At 61.6% G+C, this 19,620-nt stretch carries 14 protein-coding genes and 3 pseudogenes; 3 read left to right on the top strand and 14 right to left on the bottom strand.

The genetic code is table 11. From position 1 onward, the window contains the following. Positions 1-205, bottom strand: a pseudogene (locus OQK_RS28070) (histidine phosphatase family protein); the annotation flags it as partial. A gap of 283 nt (positions 206-488) precedes the next feature. Between OQK_RS28070 and OQK_RS28065 the strand changes: the two are divergent. Continuing rightward, complete coding sequence (locus OQK_RS28065; protein ID WP_016775389.1) at positions 489-1,187, top strand: glutathione binding-like protein; 699 nt, start codon at positions 489-491, stop codon at positions 1,185-1,187. 224 nt (positions 1,188-1,411) lie between these two features. Then, positions 1,412-2,386, top strand: a complete 975-nt coding sequence (hemB, locus tag OQK_RS28060; RefSeq protein ID WP_016775388.1) for a porphobilinogen synthase — start codon at positions 1,412-1,414, stop codon at positions 2,384-2,386. 123 nt (positions 2,387-2,509) lie between these two features. Here hemB and OQK_RS28055 read toward each other — a convergent pair. Beyond that, positions 2,510-4,715: pseudogene (locus tag OQK_RS28055) on the bottom strand (TonB-dependent receptor). Positions 4,716-4,985: 270 nt separating this feature from the next. Between OQK_RS28055 and OQK_RS28050 the strand changes: the two are divergent. Then, a complete protein-coding gene (locus OQK_RS28050) occupies positions 4,986-6,068 on the top strand; it encodes a DUF1615 domain-containing protein (RefSeq protein ID WP_016775386.1) in 1,083 nt (360 codons plus the stop codon). A gap of 73 nt (positions 6,069-6,141) precedes the next feature. Here OQK_RS28050 and OQK_RS28045 read toward each other — a convergent pair. The 12 genes and pseudogenes from OQK_RS28045 to OQK_RS27990 form a co-directional block, all read right to left on the bottom strand. Beyond that, positions 6,142-6,423 (bottom strand): annotated as a pseudogene (locus tag OQK_RS28045) (hypothetical protein); the annotation flags it as partial. 132 nt (positions 6,424-6,555) lie between these two features. Continuing rightward, positions 6,556-7,248, bottom strand: a complete 693-nt coding sequence (locus OQK_RS28040) for an anti-sigma factor (protein ID WP_016775384.1) — start codon at positions 7,246-7,248, stop codon at positions 6,556-6,558. Continuing rightward, on the bottom strand, positions 7,245-7,772 hold the full coding sequence (locus OQK_RS28035) for a sigma-70 family RNA polymerase sigma factor (RefSeq protein ID WP_038861889.1): 528 nt from the start codon (positions 7,770-7,772) through the stop codon (positions 7,245-7,247). Before OQK_RS28035 ends, OQK_RS28040 begins: the two co-directional genes overlap by 4 nt. A 161-nt stretch (positions 7,773-7,933) precedes the next feature. Further along, positions 7,934-8,455 (bottom strand): DUF3455 domain-containing protein, encoded by a 522-nt coding sequence (locus tag OQK_RS28030; RefSeq protein ID WP_016775383.1) that lies wholly within the window; start codon positions 8,453-8,455, stop codon positions 7,934-7,936. Positions 8,456-8,624: 169 nt separating this feature from the next. Then, a complete protein-coding gene (locus tag OQK_RS28025; protein WP_016775382.1) occupies positions 8,625-10,259 on the bottom strand; it encodes an ABC transporter ATP-binding protein in 1,635 nt (544 codons plus the stop codon). Position 10,260: 1 nt separating this feature from the next. Continuing rightward, positions 10,261-11,283: an ABC transporter permease gene (locus OQK_RS28020; RefSeq protein ID WP_016775381.1), complete on the bottom strand. Its 1,023-nt coding sequence runs from the start codon at positions 11,281-11,283 to the stop codon at positions 10,261-10,263. Then, positions 11,283-12,347, bottom strand: a complete 1,065-nt coding sequence (locus OQK_RS28015) for a microcin C ABC transporter permease YejB (protein WP_016775380.1) — start codon at positions 12,345-12,347, stop codon at positions 11,283-11,285. The genes OQK_RS28020 and OQK_RS28015 overlap by 1 nt, the downstream gene beginning before the upstream one ends. 1 nt (position 12,348) lies before the next feature. After that, positions 12,349-14,214 carry an extracellular solute-binding protein gene (locus OQK_RS28010; protein WP_016775379.1) on the bottom strand — a complete coding sequence of 622 codons (1,866 nt, stop codon included), beginning with the start codon at positions 14,212-14,214 and terminating at the stop codon, positions 12,349-12,351. A gap of 226 nt (positions 14,215-14,440) precedes the next feature. Continuing rightward, a complete protein-coding gene (locus tag OQK_RS28005) occupies positions 14,441-17,152 on the bottom strand; it encodes a TonB-dependent receptor (RefSeq protein WP_016775378.1) in 2,712 nt (903 codons plus the stop codon). A gap of 211 nt (positions 17,153-17,363) precedes the next feature. Then, a complete protein-coding gene (locus tag OQK_RS28000; protein WP_016775377.1) occupies positions 17,364-17,765 on the bottom strand; it encodes an ExbD/TolR family protein in 402 nt (133 codons plus the stop codon). Further along, entirely contained in the window at positions 17,765-18,472 is a 708-nt protein-coding gene (locus tag OQK_RS27995; RefSeq protein ID WP_016775376.1) for a MotA/TolQ/ExbB proton channel family protein, read from the bottom strand. Before OQK_RS27995 ends, OQK_RS28000 begins: the two co-directional genes overlap by 1 nt. Before the next feature lie 45 nt (positions 18,473-18,517). Then, a complete protein-coding gene (locus OQK_RS27990) occupies positions 18,518-19,342 on the bottom strand; it encodes a TonB family protein (protein ID WP_016775375.1) in 825 nt (274 codons plus the stop codon). Between the last annotated feature and the right edge of the window lie 278 nt (positions 19,343-19,620).

Here is a 19,620-nt window from a genome sequence, read left to right as displayed (position 1 = left end):
GGCCCTGGCAATTGAGCTGACCGAGGCCGCCTTCGGGTTTTTCCGCATGGCGCAGGAACACCAGCGTCTGCGTGCCGTCCGCCGGTTGAGCACGGCTTTCACTGGATTCGAGGGACAGAAAAAGCGCGCTGACTGCCAGCAGGGAGGGCAGGGCCACGTACGCGCGATGTTTGAAACGTTTGGCGAAACTCATCAGGTTCGTCATCAATTCGAGGGTTCTTCAGCAAAATCGGTTAAGGCTGACAAACCTTGGCACCGCGGGCTCCCAGCACCGGGTGTTTCCCTGTCATAAACAGCTTCCTCTGCGAGAAAGGCATAGCTCAGAGTCCTGTAATGCCCGTTTGGTTCGATCCGGGCCAGTGCGCAGCACTCTAACGGCAACCGTTGCGGGCATGCAGGCAGGTTAGCGACAGGATGTTACGGTTCGTGTAGGCGCAGCGGCAGGCCTACTTTATGATCGGTTTTCAATTTGTGACTGGATGCTTCCAATGACCGATCTGTCTGCATTCCCGATTACTCAGAAATGGCCGGCGCAGTACCCGGACTGGATTCAGCTCTACTCCCTGCCGACTCCCAACGGCGTCAAAGTGTCGATCATGCTCGAGGAGATTGGCCTGCCGTACGAGCCGCACCGCGTCGGTTTCGACACCAACGACCAGACTTCGGCAGAGTTTCTTTCGCTGAATCCGAACAACAAGATCCCGGCGATCCTCGACCCGCATGGGCCGGAAGATAAGCCCCTGCCGTTGTTCGAATCCGGCGCGATCCTGATTTATCTGGCCGACAAGAGCGGCCAGTTGCTCGCTCAGGAAGGCGCGCTGCGCTACGAGACCATCCAATGGCTGATGTGGCAGATGGGCGGCATCGGCCCGATGTTCGGCCAGCTCGGTTTCTTCACCAAATTTGCCGGTAAGGATTACGAGGACAAGCGCCCGCGTGACCGCTATGTCGATGAGAGCAAACGCCTGCTGAACGTGCTCAACACTCGCCTCGAAGGCCGCGACTGGATCATGGGTGAGCGCTACACCATCGCCGACATCGCCACGTTCCCGTGGGTGCGCAATCTGCTTGGCTTCTATGAGGCCGGGGATCTGGTCGGAATTGAGAATTTCCCCAATGTCACCCGAGTGCTGGAGCGGTTTCTAGCTCGCCCGGCGGTCATTCGTGGCCTGACTATTCCTTCCTGACTCACCGCGTTCCCCCTGTAGGAGCTGCCGAAGGCTGCGATCTTTTGACTTTGATCCTAAAAAACAAGATCAAGAGATCGCAGCCCTTCGGCAGCTCCTACAGGGATTGTTGCACCTGCGGTAACGCTCTCTTGATTGATCCAGGTTTGTCCCGCACCCGCCGCAAGGCATAAGCTTCGCCCCCTACGACTTTCGTCTCATCCGCTGTTTTCAGGAAAGGCCCCATGTCCAGTCAGTTCCCCGAAGCACGTCCCCGCCGTCTGCGCCGCAATGCGAGCCTGCGCAGTCTGTTCCAGGAAACCGAGTTCAGCCTGAACGATCTGGTCCTGCCGATCTTCGTCGAGGAAGACATCGACGACTTCGTGCCGATCACCAGCATGCCCGGCGTGCAGCGCATTCCCGAGCGCAAACTGGCCAGCGAAATCGAGCGCTATGCCCGTGCCGGCATCAAGTCGGTGATGACCTTTGGCGTGTCCCATCATCTCGATGCCAACGGCAGCGACACCTGGCGCGAAGACGGTCTGGTGTCGCGCATGTCGCGCATTGCCAAGGACGCCGTGCCGGAAATGATCGTGATGTCCGACACCTGCTTCTGCGAGTACACCGATCACGGCCATTGCGGCGTGATGCACAACCACGAAGTCGACAACGACCAGACCCTGATCAATCTCGGCAAACAAGCCGTAGCGGCCGCCCGCGCCGGTGCTGACGTGATTGCGCCCTCGGCGGCGATGGACGGCCAGGTGCGCGCGATTCGCCAGGCGCTCGACGCCGCCGGCTTCACGCAGATTCCGATCATGGCCTACTCGACCAAATTCGCTTCGGCACTGTACGGCCCGTTCCGCGAGGCCGGCGGCAGCGCGCTCAAGGGCGATCGCAAAAGCTATCAGATGAACCCGATGAACCGCCGCGAAGCCCTGCGCGAATCGCTGCTCGATGAGCAGGAAGGTGCCGATGCGCTGATGGTCAAGCCGGCCGGCGCCTACCTCGACATCATCCGCGACATCCGCCAGGCCTCGAACCTGCCACTGGCGGCGTATCAGGTCAGCGGCGAATACGCGATGATCAAGTTCGGCGCCCAGGCCGGCGCGATCGATGAGGATCGCGTGGTCCGCGAAAGCCTTGGCGCAATCAAGCGTGCCGGGGCGGATCTGATCTTCACTTACTTTGCGATGGATCTGGCGTTGGCGGGGATCTAAAGCCGCACTTCTTACCCTTGTGGGAGCGAGCCTGCTCGCGAAGCAGCCGGATCAAGCACCACAAAAACCAGAAAGGCCCCGCAACCGTGAAGCTGCGGGGCCTTTTCTGCGACGCAATGACGCTTAGAAGTCGATCGTCCCCGACAACTTCGCCACTCGCGGTTCGCCCTGGGTCAGGTAGCCGCCCTGAGCCGATTCCCAGTACTTCTTGTTCGCCAGGTTCTCAACACCGAACCGCACGGTCACGTCCTTCTCCGACACCTTGAACGCATAGCGCGCGCCCGCGTCGAAGCGGTTCCAGGTTGGCAGGCTGAGGTTGTTCGCCGCATCGGCGTATTGCCCGCCGGTGCGCAGCATCCGCGCATTCAGCGCAACGCCTTGCAGGCCCGGCACGTCCCAATCCACGCCAGCGTTGAACTGGAAGGTCGGCACGCCGATGGCGTGGTTACCGTCGTTGGCGCCGTTGAGGGTATTTTTTCAGTTCGGTGTCCATCAGGGTCAGGCCGCTGATCAGGCGCAGGCCGTCGATCGGCTCGCCGAAGACGTTCATCTCCACGCCTTTGTTGATCTGCTCGCCTTCGCGCACGTAGGTGCAAGTGGTAGCGCTGTTGATTTCGCAGTAGCCGTCGCTTGGCTGTTCGATGCGATAAACGCCCAGGCTCGCGCCATAGGTGCCCATGTCGACCTTAACGCCCAGCTCGGTCTGCTTGGAGCGTTTCGGTGCGTAAACCTCGTTGCCGTTGGTGACGCGGAAACCGCCGGAGCTGGTCGGCGAAGTCGGCCCTTGGGCCAGGCCTTCGATATGGTTGGCGTAGAACGACACATACTCCCACGGCTTGAACACGATGCCGTACACCGGCGTGGTGATCGATTCGTCGTAGCTCGACGAACGCGGGCCGCTGCCGTAGCTGGCGTAGCTGTAACCCTGCACCACCAGTTGCTGACGACGCAGACCGGCGGTGACCAGCAGGCGATCATCGAAGAACCCGAGGGTGTCGGAAATCGCCACGCTGCGGTTGAAGGTCTTGCCGACGATGCCTGGATCGTTGAGATCGCCACCGGCGAAGTTGCCTACCGGCGCTGGGGTAGTGATCGGGTGATAGATGTTGTTCGAGTAGCGGGTCAGGTCGAAGTCATAGGCACTGCGCTGCTCGGCCCAGATCCCGGTCAGGCCGAAATTCAGCTTGTGGCTGACCGGGCCGGTGTTGAATTTGCCGTTGAGGCCGGCCATGACGCTGGTGTTGTCCTCATCATGCGGTACGAACGAGCCGGTGGTGAACGAGGCGCCGCTGTTGCCAACCAGCGTGGTCGAGTTGTACCGGCCGACTTCACGGGTGTGCTTGGCGCCACCGGCGGCGTAGGCGGTCCAGTTGTCGTTGAGGTCGTACTCGGCGCGGAGCATGCCGAAGGTGTCTTCGATGTCGGTGTAACCCCATTTCGGCGCGTAGTTGGTGTCCGCCGATGGCGCATCCGGGATGTGCGTGGCGGTGCCGAGGTTGACCGAGCTGCGGCCACCGTTGACGCGTTCCTTCTGATAGGCAAAGTCGCCGGAAACCCGCAGCGCATCGCCGCGATAATCCAGACCGATGGCGAACAGTTTCGAGCGCTGGTTCTCGTGATCGATACCGGTGTCGCCTTCGCGCTGCGACAGGTTGACCCGCGCGCCGAAGCGGTTGTCTTCACCGAAACGCTGGCCAATGTCGAAGTGATGACCGATGCGGCCTTCGCTGTTGATGTCGGTGGTGTAACGGCGCAGCGGCACGTCGCCGGCCCGCTTGGGTTGCAGGTTGACGCCGCCGCCGATGCCGGAACCGGTCGGGGTTACGCCGTTGATGAAGGCGTTCGGGCCTTTGAACACTTCCACGCGCTCCAGCGCATCGGTGGAAATGATCTGCCGAGGCAACACGCCGTACAGGCCGTTATAGGAAATGTCGTCGCCATTGAGCGGCAGGCCGCGAATCATGAAGACCTGCGCCTGGTTGGAGAAGCCCGAGGCCTGCCGCACCGAGGAATCGTTGAGCAGTACATCGGCGACGTTTTCCGCCTGCTGATCCTGGATCAGTTGCTCGGTGTAGGACGCCGCGCTGAACGGCACATCCATCATGTCCTGATTGCCGAGCACGCCCAACTGGCCGCCGCGCGCAACCTGACCGCCAGCGTAGACCGGGGGCAGGGCGTTGGGTGCGGGCGCCTGGGCATTGACGTTGACGTCGTCGAGCACCAGTTCTTTGCTGTTGTCTTCAGCAGCGTGAGCGGTGACGGTCAGGGAGCACAGCAGGGCAAGCAAAGTCGGGCGAAATGGAGCGCCGAGTCGAGCTGAAGCGGGCATGTCGGATACCTGGAGGCGAACGGCCAATGAAAAAAAAGGGCGGCGCGGAACTCCTTGCGCTAATGCGACTCCAGGCGCGAATGATAGAGTTTCTCAGTAACGTTTTGCAATCAGTTTGTCATCAGCGCGTAGGAGCTGCCGCAGGCTGCGATCTTTTGATCTTGCTTTTTGCAGATCAAGGTCAACATCAAGATCAAAAGATCGCAGCCTTCGGCAGCTCCTACGCGGGTTGTGTATGGTGGTCTGGCTAATTTGATTGGATGGAGCAACATGCGATTACTCATTACTCTCGGCGCTTTGCTGCTGCTCGCCGGTTGCGCCAGCCAGCGCAGCAACGAACCTGCGCCGCGTCCGCCGGCTGAAGTGAAGGCGGAAATCGTTCGGCTGTTGCCGGCGAAAACTGCCGACCGTCAGGGCTGGGCCACGGACATCTACGCCGCGTTCGCCGCGCAAGGCATCAACACCACCACGCAGAATCTGTGTTCGGTACTGGCCGTGGCCGAGCAGGAATCGACTTTCCAGGCCGACCCGACGGTGCCCGGCCTGGGCAAGATCGCCCGCGACGAAATCGATCGCCGCGCCGCCAAGGTGCACATCCCCAGCCTGCTGGTCAGCGGCGCTCTGCAAGTGCGCTCGCCCAACGGCAAGAGCTACAGCGAACGTCTGAATGCGGCGCGCAGTGAAAAAGAGCTGAGCGCGATTTTCGACGACTTCATCGGCATGGTGCCGATGGGCCGCACGCTGTTCGGCGGCTTTAACCCGGTGCACACCGGCGGGCCGATGCAGGTCAGCATCGAATTCGCCGAGGAGCACGCCAAGGATTACCCGTACCCGGTGGACGGCACGATTCGTCGTGAAGTGTTCAGCCGGCGCGGCGGCATGTATTTCGGCATCGCCCATTTGCTCGGTTACCCGGTGAATTACCGCGAGCCGTTGTATCGTTTCGCCGATTTCAACGCCGGCTGGTACGCCAGTCGCAATGCCGCGTTTCAGAATGCGGTGAGCCGCGCTTCCGGCATCCCGCTGACCCTGGACGGCGACCTGATTCGCTACGACTCGATCATGCCCGGTAGTACCGAACTGGCGGTGCGCACCCTCGGCAAGTCGCTGGGCATGCGCAACCCGACGATTCGCGATCAACTGGAGAAGGGCAAAACCCTGGAATTCGAAGAGACCAAACTCTATCAGCGCGTGTTCGAACTGGCGGAGCGGGCCGAAGGCAAGGCGTTACCGCGCGCGGTATTGCCGGGGATTGTGCTGCAGAGTCCGAAGATCACCCGCAAACTCACCACAGCCTGGTTCGCCAAGCGCGTGGACGAGCGCTACAAACGCTGCATGGCCAAGGCCGGATAAAACACGCAGACATAAAAAACCCGGCTGCGGGAGCCGGGTTTCTCTGCGGTGTTGCGCTTGCAGTCATGCATCAGGCAACACGGCGTTCGATCAGACGATCCGAACCGCCTTCTGCAACGCGACGTTCGATCAGACGATCCGAACCGCCTTCGGCTACACGGCGCTCGATCAGACGATCCGAGCCACCTTCGGCAACGCGGCGTTCGATCAGACGATCCGAGCCACCTTCGGCCAGACGGCTTTCGATCAGCTTGTCCGAACCGCCTTCGGCGATCATGGTGTGCGCCGGGGTGGCGGCGAAAGCGTTAACTGCGAAAACCGAGAAAGCGATGCTGAGAAGAGTCTGGCGTTTCATGATGGTGTGCTCCGGGGTGTTGTTGGTTGGTATGGAGCTGATGTTACGCCCGGGATTTTTTATGAGAACTTCATTGCCGTGATGGTGAACATCGACGTCGCTGATGGTTGCGGACAACCGCGTAGCAGAGCCTCAGAGCACCTTTACCGCACGCCCGATCGCCTGAATCGGCCCGGTCGGTTTGCCGATCGGTGAGCCGTTGGCGCCTTCCAGCGTCAGCTCAAACAGCTGGTTCGGCTGCAACGGCGGCAGTTTGTCCAGCGGCACCGACAACGCCTGCCCCGGCTTGACCAAGCCCAATGAAACCGGCCCCGACCAGCCGTCAGCCTTGGTCCAGAACTCCAGCGCCTTGTCCGCCGGCACCTCGACCACTCCTAACGGGATCAACTGGATCTCCCGCGCATTGCTGGCCTGAATCACCCAGCCCGGCGCCTTGTCCTGCGGCGCCACCAGCACCACCAGATAACTCGGTTTCGGCGCAGTCTGGGTCAGAAGCATCGTGCCGAGGATCAATGTCGCCGCCAGCCCGGCCGCGCTCAAGCCGCGCCACAGTGGCAGCAGGTTCCACCACGAAGTCAGTGGTTTCTTCACCGTCAGCCGTTCGAGACTGCGCTCGATGCGCGGCCATAACTGCGCCGAGGGTTGCTGAGGTTCGGCCAGATCGGTCAGCTCCAGCAGACGCCGCTCCCAGGCATCCACCGCTGCACGCAATTCGGGATCGTTCGGCAGGCGCCGTTGCACCTCGATGCGCTGCTCGAACGATAAGGTCCCGAGTACGTATTCGCCGGCCAGTTCATCCCGTTCCTGCGCTGATTCGCCGGTCATCCCATGCACTCCCGCAAAGCATTGAGGCTGCGCTTGATCCACGCTTTGACCGTGCCCAGCGGCGTGTCGAGGCGTGCGGAAATCTGCGCGTGGCTGTAACCGTCGACGTAGGCGTGGAGGATGCAGCTGCGCCGCTGCGGTTCCAGTTGCTCGAGGCAGCGATGAATGCGCGCCGAGTGAACATCGACCGCCTCATCAGGCGCCGCTGACTCATGTTCTTCGCTGAACGGCGTTTCCCGACTTTGCTTGCGCAACTGATTCAACGCCAGGTGCCGGGTCACGCTGAACATCCAGCCCCGCGCCGAACCCCGCGCCGGGTCGAAGCCGGCCGCGCCGTGCCAGATCTTGATGAATGCCTCATGCACAATGTCCTCCGCCAGCGCCGTATCGCGCACCAGCCGCTTGGCCACGCCGAGCAGGCGCGGGCCTTCCTGCACATACAAATCGCGCAAAGCCGCGCGCTCGCCCCGGGCACAGGCGGCGAGGCGGGCTTCATAATCGAAAACGGATTCGGGTAAAGGCATGGGGTGCAATCTAGCTCACATTTCCCAAACATCCAGATGCATTGTTCCCAGTGGGAGCGAGCCTGCTCGCGAATGCGGTGGGTCAGAAAGTAATAAGGCGACTGACACTCCGTCTTCGCGAGCAGGCTCGCTCCCACAGGATTGTGCACTGCTTCCGAATATCAGTTCGCCGCCCAGAAAATATAATCCGCCTGGTACTTCACCACTTCCTGCTTGCCCTTGTTCGCCATCGTGCACTCACTGCCCGGCGCGACGCCGCCCTTGAGCGCGACACGCTGGATGTAGCTGACCCCGGTCATCGCGCCTTTGCCCTCGGCCGGATTGGCCTTGACCAGTTGATAGGGCAGGTTGCCCGGGCTCGACGGTGCCACGGCCAATTGCGTGCCGGTGACTTTCGAACCGTCCTTGGCTTGCCAGGTCGCTGGCGGGCCGAAATAGGTGCCGACCTGTTTGCCGCTGCGATCATTGAGCACCGCTTTCGGACCGACAAAGGTCCACTCGGTCTGTCCGGCCATATTGGGCTTGTCGCGGCATTCGTAGGTGATCTCGCCAACCCCGGTGGTTTCCAGGGCAATCTTGTGCCCGTCCGGCACCTTGATCGCGTCGGGATAACTGCTCTGGGCGAAGGTGGTCGCGGTGAAAGCGAGCAAACCGGTGAAGCCAATCAGCTGGGTGATGTTCATCCGATGATTCTCCGAAAAGGGTAGGGCGCTGACAGCACCAGAGTGGGCTGTTACAAGGACTACCCGTGGCGGAGGCGATTGGATGCAGTGCCGAAAAAATAAATTGCAAACACAAAGATCAAACCTGTGGGAGCGAGCCTGCTCGCGAAAGCGTCGGGTCAGCCAGCACTTATGTGACTGACGTACCGCATTCGCGAGCAGGCTCGCTCCCATAGGGTTCTTCATCAGGCTTCAGACCGGAGGCTTTCAGGAGCTCCTGGGTGTACGGATGTTTCGGCGCAGCGAAAATCTCCCGCGACGAGCCTTGTTCCACGACCTTGCCGTCCTTGATCACCATCAAGTCATGCGCCAGCGCATGCACCACTGCCAGATCATGGCTGATGAACAGATAGGTCAGCCCATGCCTGATCTGCAACTGGCGCAACAATTCCACCACTTGCTTCTGCACCGTGCGATCCAGCGCCGACGTCGGTTCATCGAGCAGTATCAGCGCCGGTTCCAGCACCAGTGCGCGGGCGATGGAGATGCGCTGGCGCTGGCCGCCGGAAAACTCGTGAGGGTAACGATGGCGGCTCTGCGGATCGAGGCCGACTTCCTCCAGCACGCGAATTACCGCTGCCTCGCGCTCGGCCTCGCTGCCGATGCCGTGGGTCAGCAAGCCTTCGGCGATGATCTGCTGCACCGACATGCGTGGGCTGAGGCTGCCGAACGGGTCTTGAAACACCACCTGAATCTGCCGGCGCAGCGGGCGCATCAGGCGCTGATTGAGCAGGCTCAACTGCTTGTTGCCAAAACGGATATTGCCCTCTGATTCGACCAGTCGCAGGATCGCCTGGCCCAGCGTCGACTTGCCCGAACCCGACTCGCCGACGATGCCCAACGTCTTGCCGCGTTGCAGGGTGAAACTGACCCCGTCCACCGCTTTGATGTAATCCTGCTGACGGCTGAAGAGTTTTTTCGGCAGGGGAAACCACACCTTCAAATCATCCACTTCCAGCAGGTTGTGCTCGAACTCACTGGGCACTGGCGCGCCGCTCGGTTCAGCCTCGATCAACAAGCGGCTGTAAGGATGTTGCGGCGCCTGGAATAGCGTCTCGCAATCGGCCTGTTCAACGATCTCGCCTTGACGCATTACGCACACACGCTGAGCGATCCGGCGCACCAGATTGAGGTCATGGCTGATCAGCAACAGCGACATGCCGAGGCGCTGCTGCAACTCGATCAGCAGTTCAAGAATCTTCTGCTGTACGGTTACGTCCAGCGCCGTGGTCGGCTCATCGGCAATCAACAGTTCCGGCTCGTTGGCCAGCGCCATGGCGATCATCACCCGTTGCCGCTGACCACCGGAAAGCTGATGCGGATAGGCTTTCAAGCGCTGCGACGGCTGGCGAATACCCACCAGCTCCAGCAGCTCCAGGGTCCGCGCGCGGGCGGCGCGGCCCTTGAGGCCCTTGTGGATTTCCAGCACTTCGCTGATCTGTTTTTCCACCGTGTGCAGCGGGTTCAGCGAAGTCATCGGCTCCTGGAAAATCATCGCAATGCGATTGCCGCGCAAACCGCGCATCTGTTGTTCGCTGGCGTGCAGCAAATCCACGCCGTTGTAGCGAATCGCGCCGCTGCTGCTGACGTTCTTGCCCGGCAACAGACGCAGAATCGAATGCGCCGTCACCGACTTCCCCGAGCCGGATTCACCGACCAGCGCCAGACACTCGCCACGGCGGATTTCCAGGTTCACACCGTGCACCACTTCCTGCCCGGCGAAGGCGACGCGCAGGTCGCGGATCTCGATTAAATGGTCTTGCATGTCAGCTCCTCGGATCAAAGGCATCTCGGCACGCTTCACCGATGAAAACCAACAAAGACAGGATCAGCGCCAGGGCAAAAAACGCTGTCAGCCCCAGCCACGGTGCCTGCAGATTGCGTTTGGCCTGGCCGATCAACTCGCCCAGCGACGCGGTGCCGGCGGGCATGCCGAAGCCGAGAAAATCCAGCGCGGTCAGGGTGGCGATGGCGCCGGTGAGAATGAACGGCAGGTAGGTGAGGGTGGAAGTCATGGCGTTGGGCAGAATGTGCCGGCGCATCAGTTCGCTGTCGGTCAGGCCCAGCGCTCGCGCGGCTTTCACGTATTCGAGATTGCGTCCACGGAGGAACTCGGCGCGCACCACGTCGACCAGCGCCAACCAGGAAAACAGCGCCATGATCCCCAGCAGCCACCAGAAACTCGGCGAGACGAAGCCGGACAGGATGATCAGCAGGTACAGCACCGGCAGCCCCGACCAGATTTCCAGGACGCGCTGCCCGAGCAAGTCGACCCAGCCGCCGTAATAACCCTGTAAAGCCCCGGCGAGAATGCCGATCAACGCGCTGATGGCGGTGAGGATCAGCGCGAACAGAATCGAGATCCGCGTGCCGAAAATCACCCGCGCCAGAACATCGCGAGCCTGATCATCGGTGCCCAGCCAATTGCTCGATGACGGCGGGCTGGGCGCCGGTTCGGTGAGGTCGTAGTTGACCGTGTCGTAGCTGAACGGGATCGGCGGAAACAGCATCCAGCCGCCCTGATCCTCGATCAGTTTGTGCACATAACTGCTGGCGTAATCCGGTCGGAACGGCAGCTCGCCGCCGAAATCGGTTTCCAGGTAATCGCTGAGGATCGGAAAGTAAAAGGCGTCGTGGTAGCGGATCACCAACGGCTTATCATTGGCGATCAGCTCGCCACCGAGGCAGATCAGGCACAGGCCGATAAACAGCCACAGCGACCAGCGCCCACGGCGGTTGGCCTTGAATTGCGCGACGCGGCGCTGGCCCAGAGGCGACAGTGTGAACATCAGGCAGTCCTCGCCGAGAAATCGATGCGCGGGTCGAGCAGGGTGTAGCAGAGGTCGCCGATCAGCTTGATCAGCAAACCGAACAGGGTGAACAGAAACAGCGCGCCGAACACCACCGGATAGTCGCGCGACACCGCCGCTTCGTAGCTCATGCGCCCGAGGCCATCGAGGTTGAAGATGGTTTCAATCAGCAGGGAGCCGGCGAAAAACACTTCGATCAGCGCCGACGGCACACCCGCAACCACCAACAACATTGCGTTGCGAAACACGTGGCCGTAGAGCACGCGCCGCTCGGTCAGGCCCTTGGCTCGTGCGGTGATCACGTACTGCCGGCTGATTTCGTTGAGAAAGCTGTTCTTGGTCAGGATCGTCAGCGTGGCAAAGCCGCCGATCACCAGCGCCGTGACCGGCAGTACGAGGTGCCAGAGGTAGTCGCCGACCTTGCCCAATGTGCTGAGGCTGTCGAAGTTGTCCGAGACCAGTCCCTGCACCGGAAACCAGTTGACGTAGCTGCCCCCGGCGAACACCACGATCAACAGAATGGCGAATAGGAACGCCGGCATGGCATAGCCAACGATGATCGCGGTGCTGCTCCAGACATCGAAGGCGCTGCCGTTCCTGATTGCCTTGCGAATGCCCAGCGGGATTGAAATCAGGTAGGTGATCAGCGTCGCCCACAAACCCAGCGACAGCGACACTGGCAGCTTCTGCACGATCAGGTCGGTGACCTTGGCGCCGCGAAAGAAACTGTTGCCCAGATCCAGTTGTGCATAGTTTTTCAGCAGCAGCCACAGGCGCTCGTGCAGCGGTTTGTCGAAGCCGTAATGGCGTTTGATTTCCTCGATCAGCGCCGGGTCCAGACCACGGCTGCTGCGCCCGGCACCGCCGACCGCCGCGACTTCGCCACCGCCGCCCATGCTGTGTCCGCCAAAGCCTTGCAGGCGGGCGATGGCTTGTTCCACCGGGCCGCCGGGTGCGGCCTGCACGATAAGAAAATTCACCACCAGAATGCACAACAGCGTGGGGATGATCAGCAGCAAACGGCGACTCAGATAACGCAGCATGTCACTGGCCTCCCGCAAGCTGAGCGCTCATTTGCTGCGTCGTCAGCGGCCTGGCCGAGACTTCCCACCAGGTGTTGAGGCCTTCGTCATACGAAGGTTGCACGGCGGGCATGCCGAAGCGGTTCTGATACACCGTCGGCGTGCCTTTGGAGTAGTAGTTGGGAATCATGTAGTAACCCCATTGCAGCACCCGGTCGAGGGCGCGGGCGTAATGCACCATGGCTTCGCGGCTGTTGGCCTGGACCAGCCCGTCAATCAGTTGATCGATTGCCGGATCGGCCAGCACCATCGCGTTCGAGCTGCCGACTTGCGTGGCACTTTGCGAGCCGTACAGGCTGTACAACTCGCGGCCCGGGGAGACGATCGGATCGCCACTGCGCGGGAAAGCGCAGACGATCATGTCGTAGTCGCGGGCGTTGAGACGGTTGATGTATTGCGCTGAATCGATGCGGCGCAGATTGAGCGTGATGCCGATCTGCGCGAGGGTGCGTTTGAACGGCAGCAGCATGCGATCGAAGCCGCCCTGACCATCGAGAAAGGTGAATTCCAGCGGCTCGCCGGCGGCGTTGACCAGACGATTGTTTTTCGCCGTCCAACCGGCTTCGCCGAGCAGTTTCAGCGCTTGCAATTGCTTGTCGCGGATGTAGCCGCTGCCATCGGTTTTCGGTGCTTCATAGACCGTGCTGAACACCTCGTCAGGAACCTTGCCGCGCAACGGTTCGAGGATCTTCAATTCCTCTGCATCGGGCAGGGCGCTGGCGGCCATTTCACTCTTGGGCCAGAAGCTGTTCTGACGCACGTAGAAGCCGCGCATCATCTGTTTGTTGGTCCACTCGAAATCCCAGAGCAGGCTGATCGCCTGACGCACGCGGCGATCCTTGAAGAACGGATTCTGCAGGTTGAACACGAAGCCCTGAGCGGCGGTGGGTTTGTCCGGGGCGAGGATCGACTGTTGCAAACGACCGTCGCGCAATGCCGGGCTGTCATAGCCGACCACATAACCGGACGAGGAGAACTCGCGGTTGTAGTCGAACGCGCCGGCCTGCAGCAGTTGGCGAGCGACGTCGGTGTCGCCGTAGAAATTCACCGTCAGGCTGTCAAAGTTGTACATGCCGCGACTGACCGGCAGGTCCTTGCCCCACCAGTCCGGGTCACGCTGGAAACTGATGCTGCGCCCGGCGTCGACCTTGCTCACCCGGTACGGCCCGCTGCCCAGCGGTGGCTCGAAGCCGCCGCCGTTGGCGAAGTCGCGGGTTTTCCACCAGTGCTCGGGCAGCACGCGCAGCGTCGCCAGATCCAGCGCGAGGGTGCGATTGAGGTTGTTCTTGAAGGTGAAGCGGACCTGGCGTGGACCTTCGACCAGCACGTCCTGCACGTCGGCATATTGCTGGCGATAACTCAGGCTGCCCTTGGTCATCAGCAGGTTGAAGGTGTAGCGCACGTCTTCGGCGGTGATCGGCGTGCCGTCGGCGAAGCGTGCCTTGGAGTTGAGGGTGAAGCGCACCCACAAACCTTCGGGATCGCGCTCGATCTGCTGCGCAACCAGAGCGTAAACCGTGTAGGGCTCATCCAGCGAACGGAACGCCAGCGGCGCGTATACCCAGTCATTGACCTGCACCACGGAAATGCCCTGATCGGCATACGGCGTGATGTAGTTGTACTGACCGATCTCCATCGACGCACGGCTGAGCGAACCGCCTTTGGGCGCGTCGGGGTTAACAAAATCGAAATGCTTGAAGCCGGCCGGATACTTCGGCGCCTCGCCGTACACCGTCAGCGCGTGACTGCCGCCGGCCAGCGCCGAAGTGCCAGTGCACAGCAGCGCACTGCCGAGCAGCAGGCCAGCCATGTTGCGCAAAAAACTCATGAAGTCACCCTTGAAATCCCTGAAGGAACCCGGACCCCCGGTGGGAGCGAGCCCTTGTGGCGAGGGGATGTATCCCCGATCGGCTGCGCAGCAGTCGCAAGATCAATGCATGCGGTACTTCTGATGCTCCGCGTCGGCAGGTCCTGGGGGCGCTTCGCACCCCATCGGGGATAAATCCCCTCACCACAAAGGCTCGCTCCCACAGAGGGATGCGTTTTATTTGGGGTTAGAAGTGGTAAGTCATGCGCGCAAACAATGTCCGGCCCAGCGGGTCGGTGTAGCGCGGGTCATAGCCGCTCTGGAAGTTGTAAGCCTGGTTGGAGAACGGCGGGTTGCGGTCGAACACGTTCTTCATCCCGGCATCAACGTCGAGCACTTTGTTGAAGGTGTAGCCGGCCGACAGGTCCCACACCGAATACGAGGCCACGCGCGAATGGGTGTCGCGGTCGTAATCGTTGTAACCGGTGGTGAAGCGGTTGGTCAGCGCTGCTCGCGCCGCACCGAGGCTCCAGCTGCCGGTGAGGTTGTGCTTCCAGCGCGCGATCACGCCGTCACCCTGAAAGTCGCCGACCTTGTCGGTGAACGGGCCTTTGATAGTGCTCTGGAAGTCGTACTCGTCGACATAGGTGCCTTGCAGGCCGAGACCAAACTGACCGTACGGCGTGTTCGGGAAGCGATAGTCGAGCGACACATCGACACCGTTGGTTTCGACGATGCCGAGGTTGGCGTTGCCGGTGACGATGTAGTTGAGCGTGCCGTCGGCGTTGCGCACGAAGCGGTCCGGGTAGGATCCGGCCTGATCGAACACGGTGGATTCCGGGAACGGCTGGATCTGGTTGGAGATGTGAATCCACCAGAAATCCAGACCCACCGAGAGGTTGCTGATCGGCTGGTAGACGAAGCCCAACGTCACGTTGCGCGCCTTCTCCGGGGCCAGATCCTCGTTGCCGCCAATCTGGTTGAGGAATTGCTGACCGCAATCACGCCCGCCGTTACCGCCTGGTTGCACCACGCCGCCGGTACACAGCACGGGATCGTTGTAGAAACCCTGGGTGAAGGTGATGCTGCGCGGCGAATACAGTTCATACAGCGACGGCGCGCGGAAACCTTCGCTGTAGGCGCCACGCACCACCAGCTCTTTCAACGGCTGATAACGGAACGAGTATTTCGGGTTGGTGGTGCTGCCGAAGTCGCTGTATTTGTCGTGGCGCACAGCGGCGGACAATTCAAGGCTGTCGAGCACCGGCACGTTGAGTTCGGCATAGGCGGCCTTGACGCTGCGGTCGCCCTCGACGCTACCGGCCGGGTCGATGCCGAGGCTCTGGATGTCGCCGGCGAACGACTCGAAGTCCTGATGGAATTTCTCCTTGCGGTACTCGCCGCCCAGCGCCAGACCGGACGGACCTGCGCCGAACCAGTCGCCGATTTCACGGCTGACGCGGCCATCGAAACCGGCGACGCGGCCCACGGCTGTGGAGTAGGCGCCGTGGTACGCGGCGGCGTCGATGTACTGCTGGCCGGCAGCGGTCTGCGGGCCGAACGGGTTGAGCAGACCGCTGGCCAGGCCGTCAATCATCGCCTGATCGCTGACATAGCCACTGGTGACGCTGGAGACGATTTTGTTCTGGTTGTACGAGGCGCCGACGTTGTAATCCCAGCCGCCAACCAGACCATCGAAGCTCAGCAGAAAGCGCTGGCTGGTGTTCTGGTCTTTCGATTCACGCGGGCCGGCAGCGGTTTCACGCCAGTTCACATCGACCGACTGCGTCGGGTCGAGGGCGAAATCGGTCGGCGCCGGGGTGATGCCGTTGCCGGGGTAGTAGGGCGACGATGAATCCAGGCTCAGACCAGTCAGTGGCGCCGGGCCGACGGCGACGGCGTTGTTGTTGCGCGACCAGAAATATTCAAGGTTGGCATTGTGATCATCGCCGAGCTTGGCAGTGGTCTTTCCGAAGAACGAGGTCTTCTCGGTCTGTGGCACCAGGTCGATGAATTCACGGGTGCTGAAGCGGCACAAGCCGTCGCGGGCGATCAGGTTGGGGCCGTTGCAGTTGCTGTTGGCCAACGGGTTGGTGGCGTTGCCGTTCTGGCTGTAGTTGCCGGGGAACGCGGTGCCGGAGGTCTGATCGAGACCGCGACCGGGCGCGTAGTCGGTGGCGAAGGAGCGGTCGTTGGCGTCGAGGTTCTGCTGCTTGTTGTAGTTGAACACGCCGAGGACGTTGAAGCGGTCTTCTTCCAGATCGCCGTAGCCCCAACTGGCGCTCATGTCCTTGGTCGCGCCGCCACCGCTGTGGGTCGGCGTTTCGCCACCGAGGGTCAACGCGCCGTCGGTAAGGGATTTCTTGGTGATGAAGTTGATCACACCGCCGATGGCGTCGGTGCCGTACAGGGCCGAGGCGCCGTCGCGCAGCACTTCCACGCGCTCGATGGCGGCGAACGGGATCATGTTCAGGTCCACCGCGCCGCCGGCCGAGTTGGTCCCCGACAGGGCATTGTTGGCCAGGCGTCGACCGTTGAGCAGCACCAGCGTCTTGTTCGCGCCGATGCCGCGCATGTCGGCAAACGACGCACCGCCAGTGGCCGCGCCGACGGAGCCGGCGCTGTTGTTGATCGACTGGCTGCCGGTGATGCGCTGGACCAGTTCGGCGGTGGTGGTCACGCCCTGTTTGCGCAGCTCTTCAGCCTTGAGAATGGTGATCGGCACCGCCGTTTCCGCATCGACCCGGCGAATCGCCGAACCGGTCACTTCGACCCGTTGCAGTTGCGTGGTCGGCGCCGCCACCACAGCGGCTGCCGGCGTGGCGCTGTTGTCGTCCTCGGCCGCTTGCACGGTCCCGGCGCCCATCCCCATGGCCACCAGATACAGCGGAACGAAACGGTGGCGAGACATCGTTGCCACCAAAGGTTTGAGCGTGAAGCGTGGAGTGTTCATCAGCATGGTTGTTTCCGATTTTCAGACGTTATCGAATTGGCCTTGTGAGCCGCTCATTGCTCCGCTTCCGGTGATACCGCGCGCGGAAAACCACTTTCTTCAAGCAAGCCGATCCCCTCCGAAGACGCGTGGCGTTTTTTCGGTCGGCCGGGTGCGACGGGATTTCTTTTTTCAGCGGTGCCGGGCGGGAGCTTTCAACAGCCGCCCGGCACCGCACTCAGTGGGTGGTCATCACCGAAATCTTGCTGATGCCGGAGCGTTCGATCGATGCCATCGCCTTGGCCACCTGGCCGTAATTGACGGCGGCATCGGCCTGCAATTGCACACGCACTTCGGCGTCTTTGGCCTTGACCTCCTTGAGGCTGGCCTCGAGGGATTCCGGGGCCAGTTCGGTCTTGGCCAGATAGAACTTGCCATCCTGATCCACGCTGACAACCACCGGGTCTTTCTTTTCGGCAGGGGCGACGGCGTCGGTTTTCGGCAGGTTGACCTTGATCGCGTTGGTCATCAGCGGCGCGGTGACAATGAACACCACCAGCAGCACGAGCATGACGTCGACCAGCGGCGTGACGTTCATTTCGCTGAGCACTTCATCGCTGTCTTGAGTGGAGAAGGACATCAGCTGGCCTCCCGCACGGCGGTGGTGCTTTTGCTGGCGATGGCCTGGCGGCTGATGGAAAACGCACTGCGCGAGGCGAGGGCGTCGAAGTCGTGGGCGAAGTCGTCCATGTCCGCCGAGGCGAGTTTCAGCCGACGCAGGAAAAAGTTGTAGATCAGCACTGCCGGCACCGCGACGGCGATGCCCACGCCGGTGGCGATCAGCGCGTGGCCGATAGGCCCGGCGACCGCTTCAAGGCTGGCCGAGCCGGTTTCGCCAATGCTTTGCAGGGCTTCCATGATTCCCCACACGGTGCCGAACAGACCAATGAACGGCGCGGTGCTGCCGATGCTGGCGAGGATCGCCTGGCCGTTTTCCAGCGAGCGACGTTCTTTCTGGATCTGCTGGCGCAGGTTGCGTTCCAGGCGATCGGAACGGTTGATGGTGTGCGCCAGTTGCTGCGTGGTGCGCGGCGACTCTTCCACCAGCAGGGCTTCGAAACCGCTGCTGGCGATGCGCGCCAGCGAGCCTGGATACTGGCTGGCGTGTTCGGCGGCGGTGAGCAGGTCCGGCGCGCTCCAGAAGGCTTTGGTGAACTGTTTGTTCTGCGCTTTCTGGCGCAGGTACTGCGCCGACTTGACCAGCAGGATCGCCCAACTGACCACGGAAAACAGCACCAGGCCCCAGAGCACACCGGGGACAATCATCGAAGACAGTGAATCGTTCATGGCTACACCTCGCTTGCGTTAATCAGTAATGAGTCGGTTGCGCCGTCATTGCGGCAATTTGAAATCGATGGTCTGGGTGGCGAAGCCGTCGATCGGCGTATCACCGCGCTTGGCCGGAATGAACTTCCAGTTCTTCACCGCCGCGACGGCCGCCTCATCCAGTTGCGGTTTGCCGCTGGACTTGGTCACCGTCACGCTGCCGGCACGGCCGTTGGCCAGCACCTGAATGCGCAGCACCACGCTGCCTTCCCAATTGCGCCGCAGCGCCAGCGACGGGTATTCCGGCGGCGGGTTGCCAAGACTGGCCAGGCCGGAAATCGCTGCCGATTCCTTGACCGGAGCGGGCGCAGCAGGTGGTGCCGGTGGTGCGCTCGGTGTCGTCGGCGCCGCAGGTGCGGCAGGTTGCGCCGGGGCCGGCGGCGCTTTCGGTGGCTCGACTTTCTTCACCGGTTTGGGTTTCTCGACCGGTTTTGGTTTTTCGATTGGCTTGGGCTTCTCCACCGGTTTGGGCGGCGGCTTGACCGCGTCCTCGTCTTCCACCGGCTGCTCGGGTTCCGGCGGCGGTGGAGGCGGGGGCGGCGGTGGTGCTTCCGGTGTTGGCGGGGCCGGAGGCGTCGGGCTGGTCAGCTCGACGGTCATTTCCGGGATTTCCGGCGGCGTCGGCAGTGGTTCCGGACGCGCCTGATGGAAGAACCACCACGCGCCGCCGTGTATCAGCACCGACACGGCGATCAGCAAGAGCATCTGTGGTTTGTTCAACCCGCCGGGTCGTGACGTATTGGCTGTAAACGCCGGCCTGCCCGTTGCCGGCGAGACCGGCGCTTGCTGCAACGGCCCCGGCAGGGTTTTGTGCTTTACCGCATCGTTCATTAAAGCTCCCTCGGGTCAGATGAAGGGCAATAAGGTGCCGTCCGAACATATGGCTGATGTTCGAGTGAGTGGGTGCAACTTTCTTCAAGGTGTACGCGGGCCGATAGTTGGACTATCTGTTTAAACGGCCTCGAACAAACTTAGTGGCTTAGTAGCATCTATATCGATTGTTCATTATCCATTCCGTGGCTTGTTGTTGTGTGGAGACGTGAGCTGTCTCAGGTTTGTTACAGTTTGCAACAGGTGTGCCAGATGTTGCTGAAACCGGTTGAACGCAA

The sequence above is a fragment of the Pseudomonas sp. R62 genome, from assembly GCF_000257605.1.
Taxonomy (GTDB): domain Bacteria; phylum Pseudomonadota; class Gammaproteobacteria; order Pseudomonadales; family Pseudomonadaceae; genus Aquipseudomonas; species Aquipseudomonas atacamensis.
Note: the sequence above shows the minus strand (reverse complement) of the source record. Positions and strands in the feature narration are given on the sequence as shown.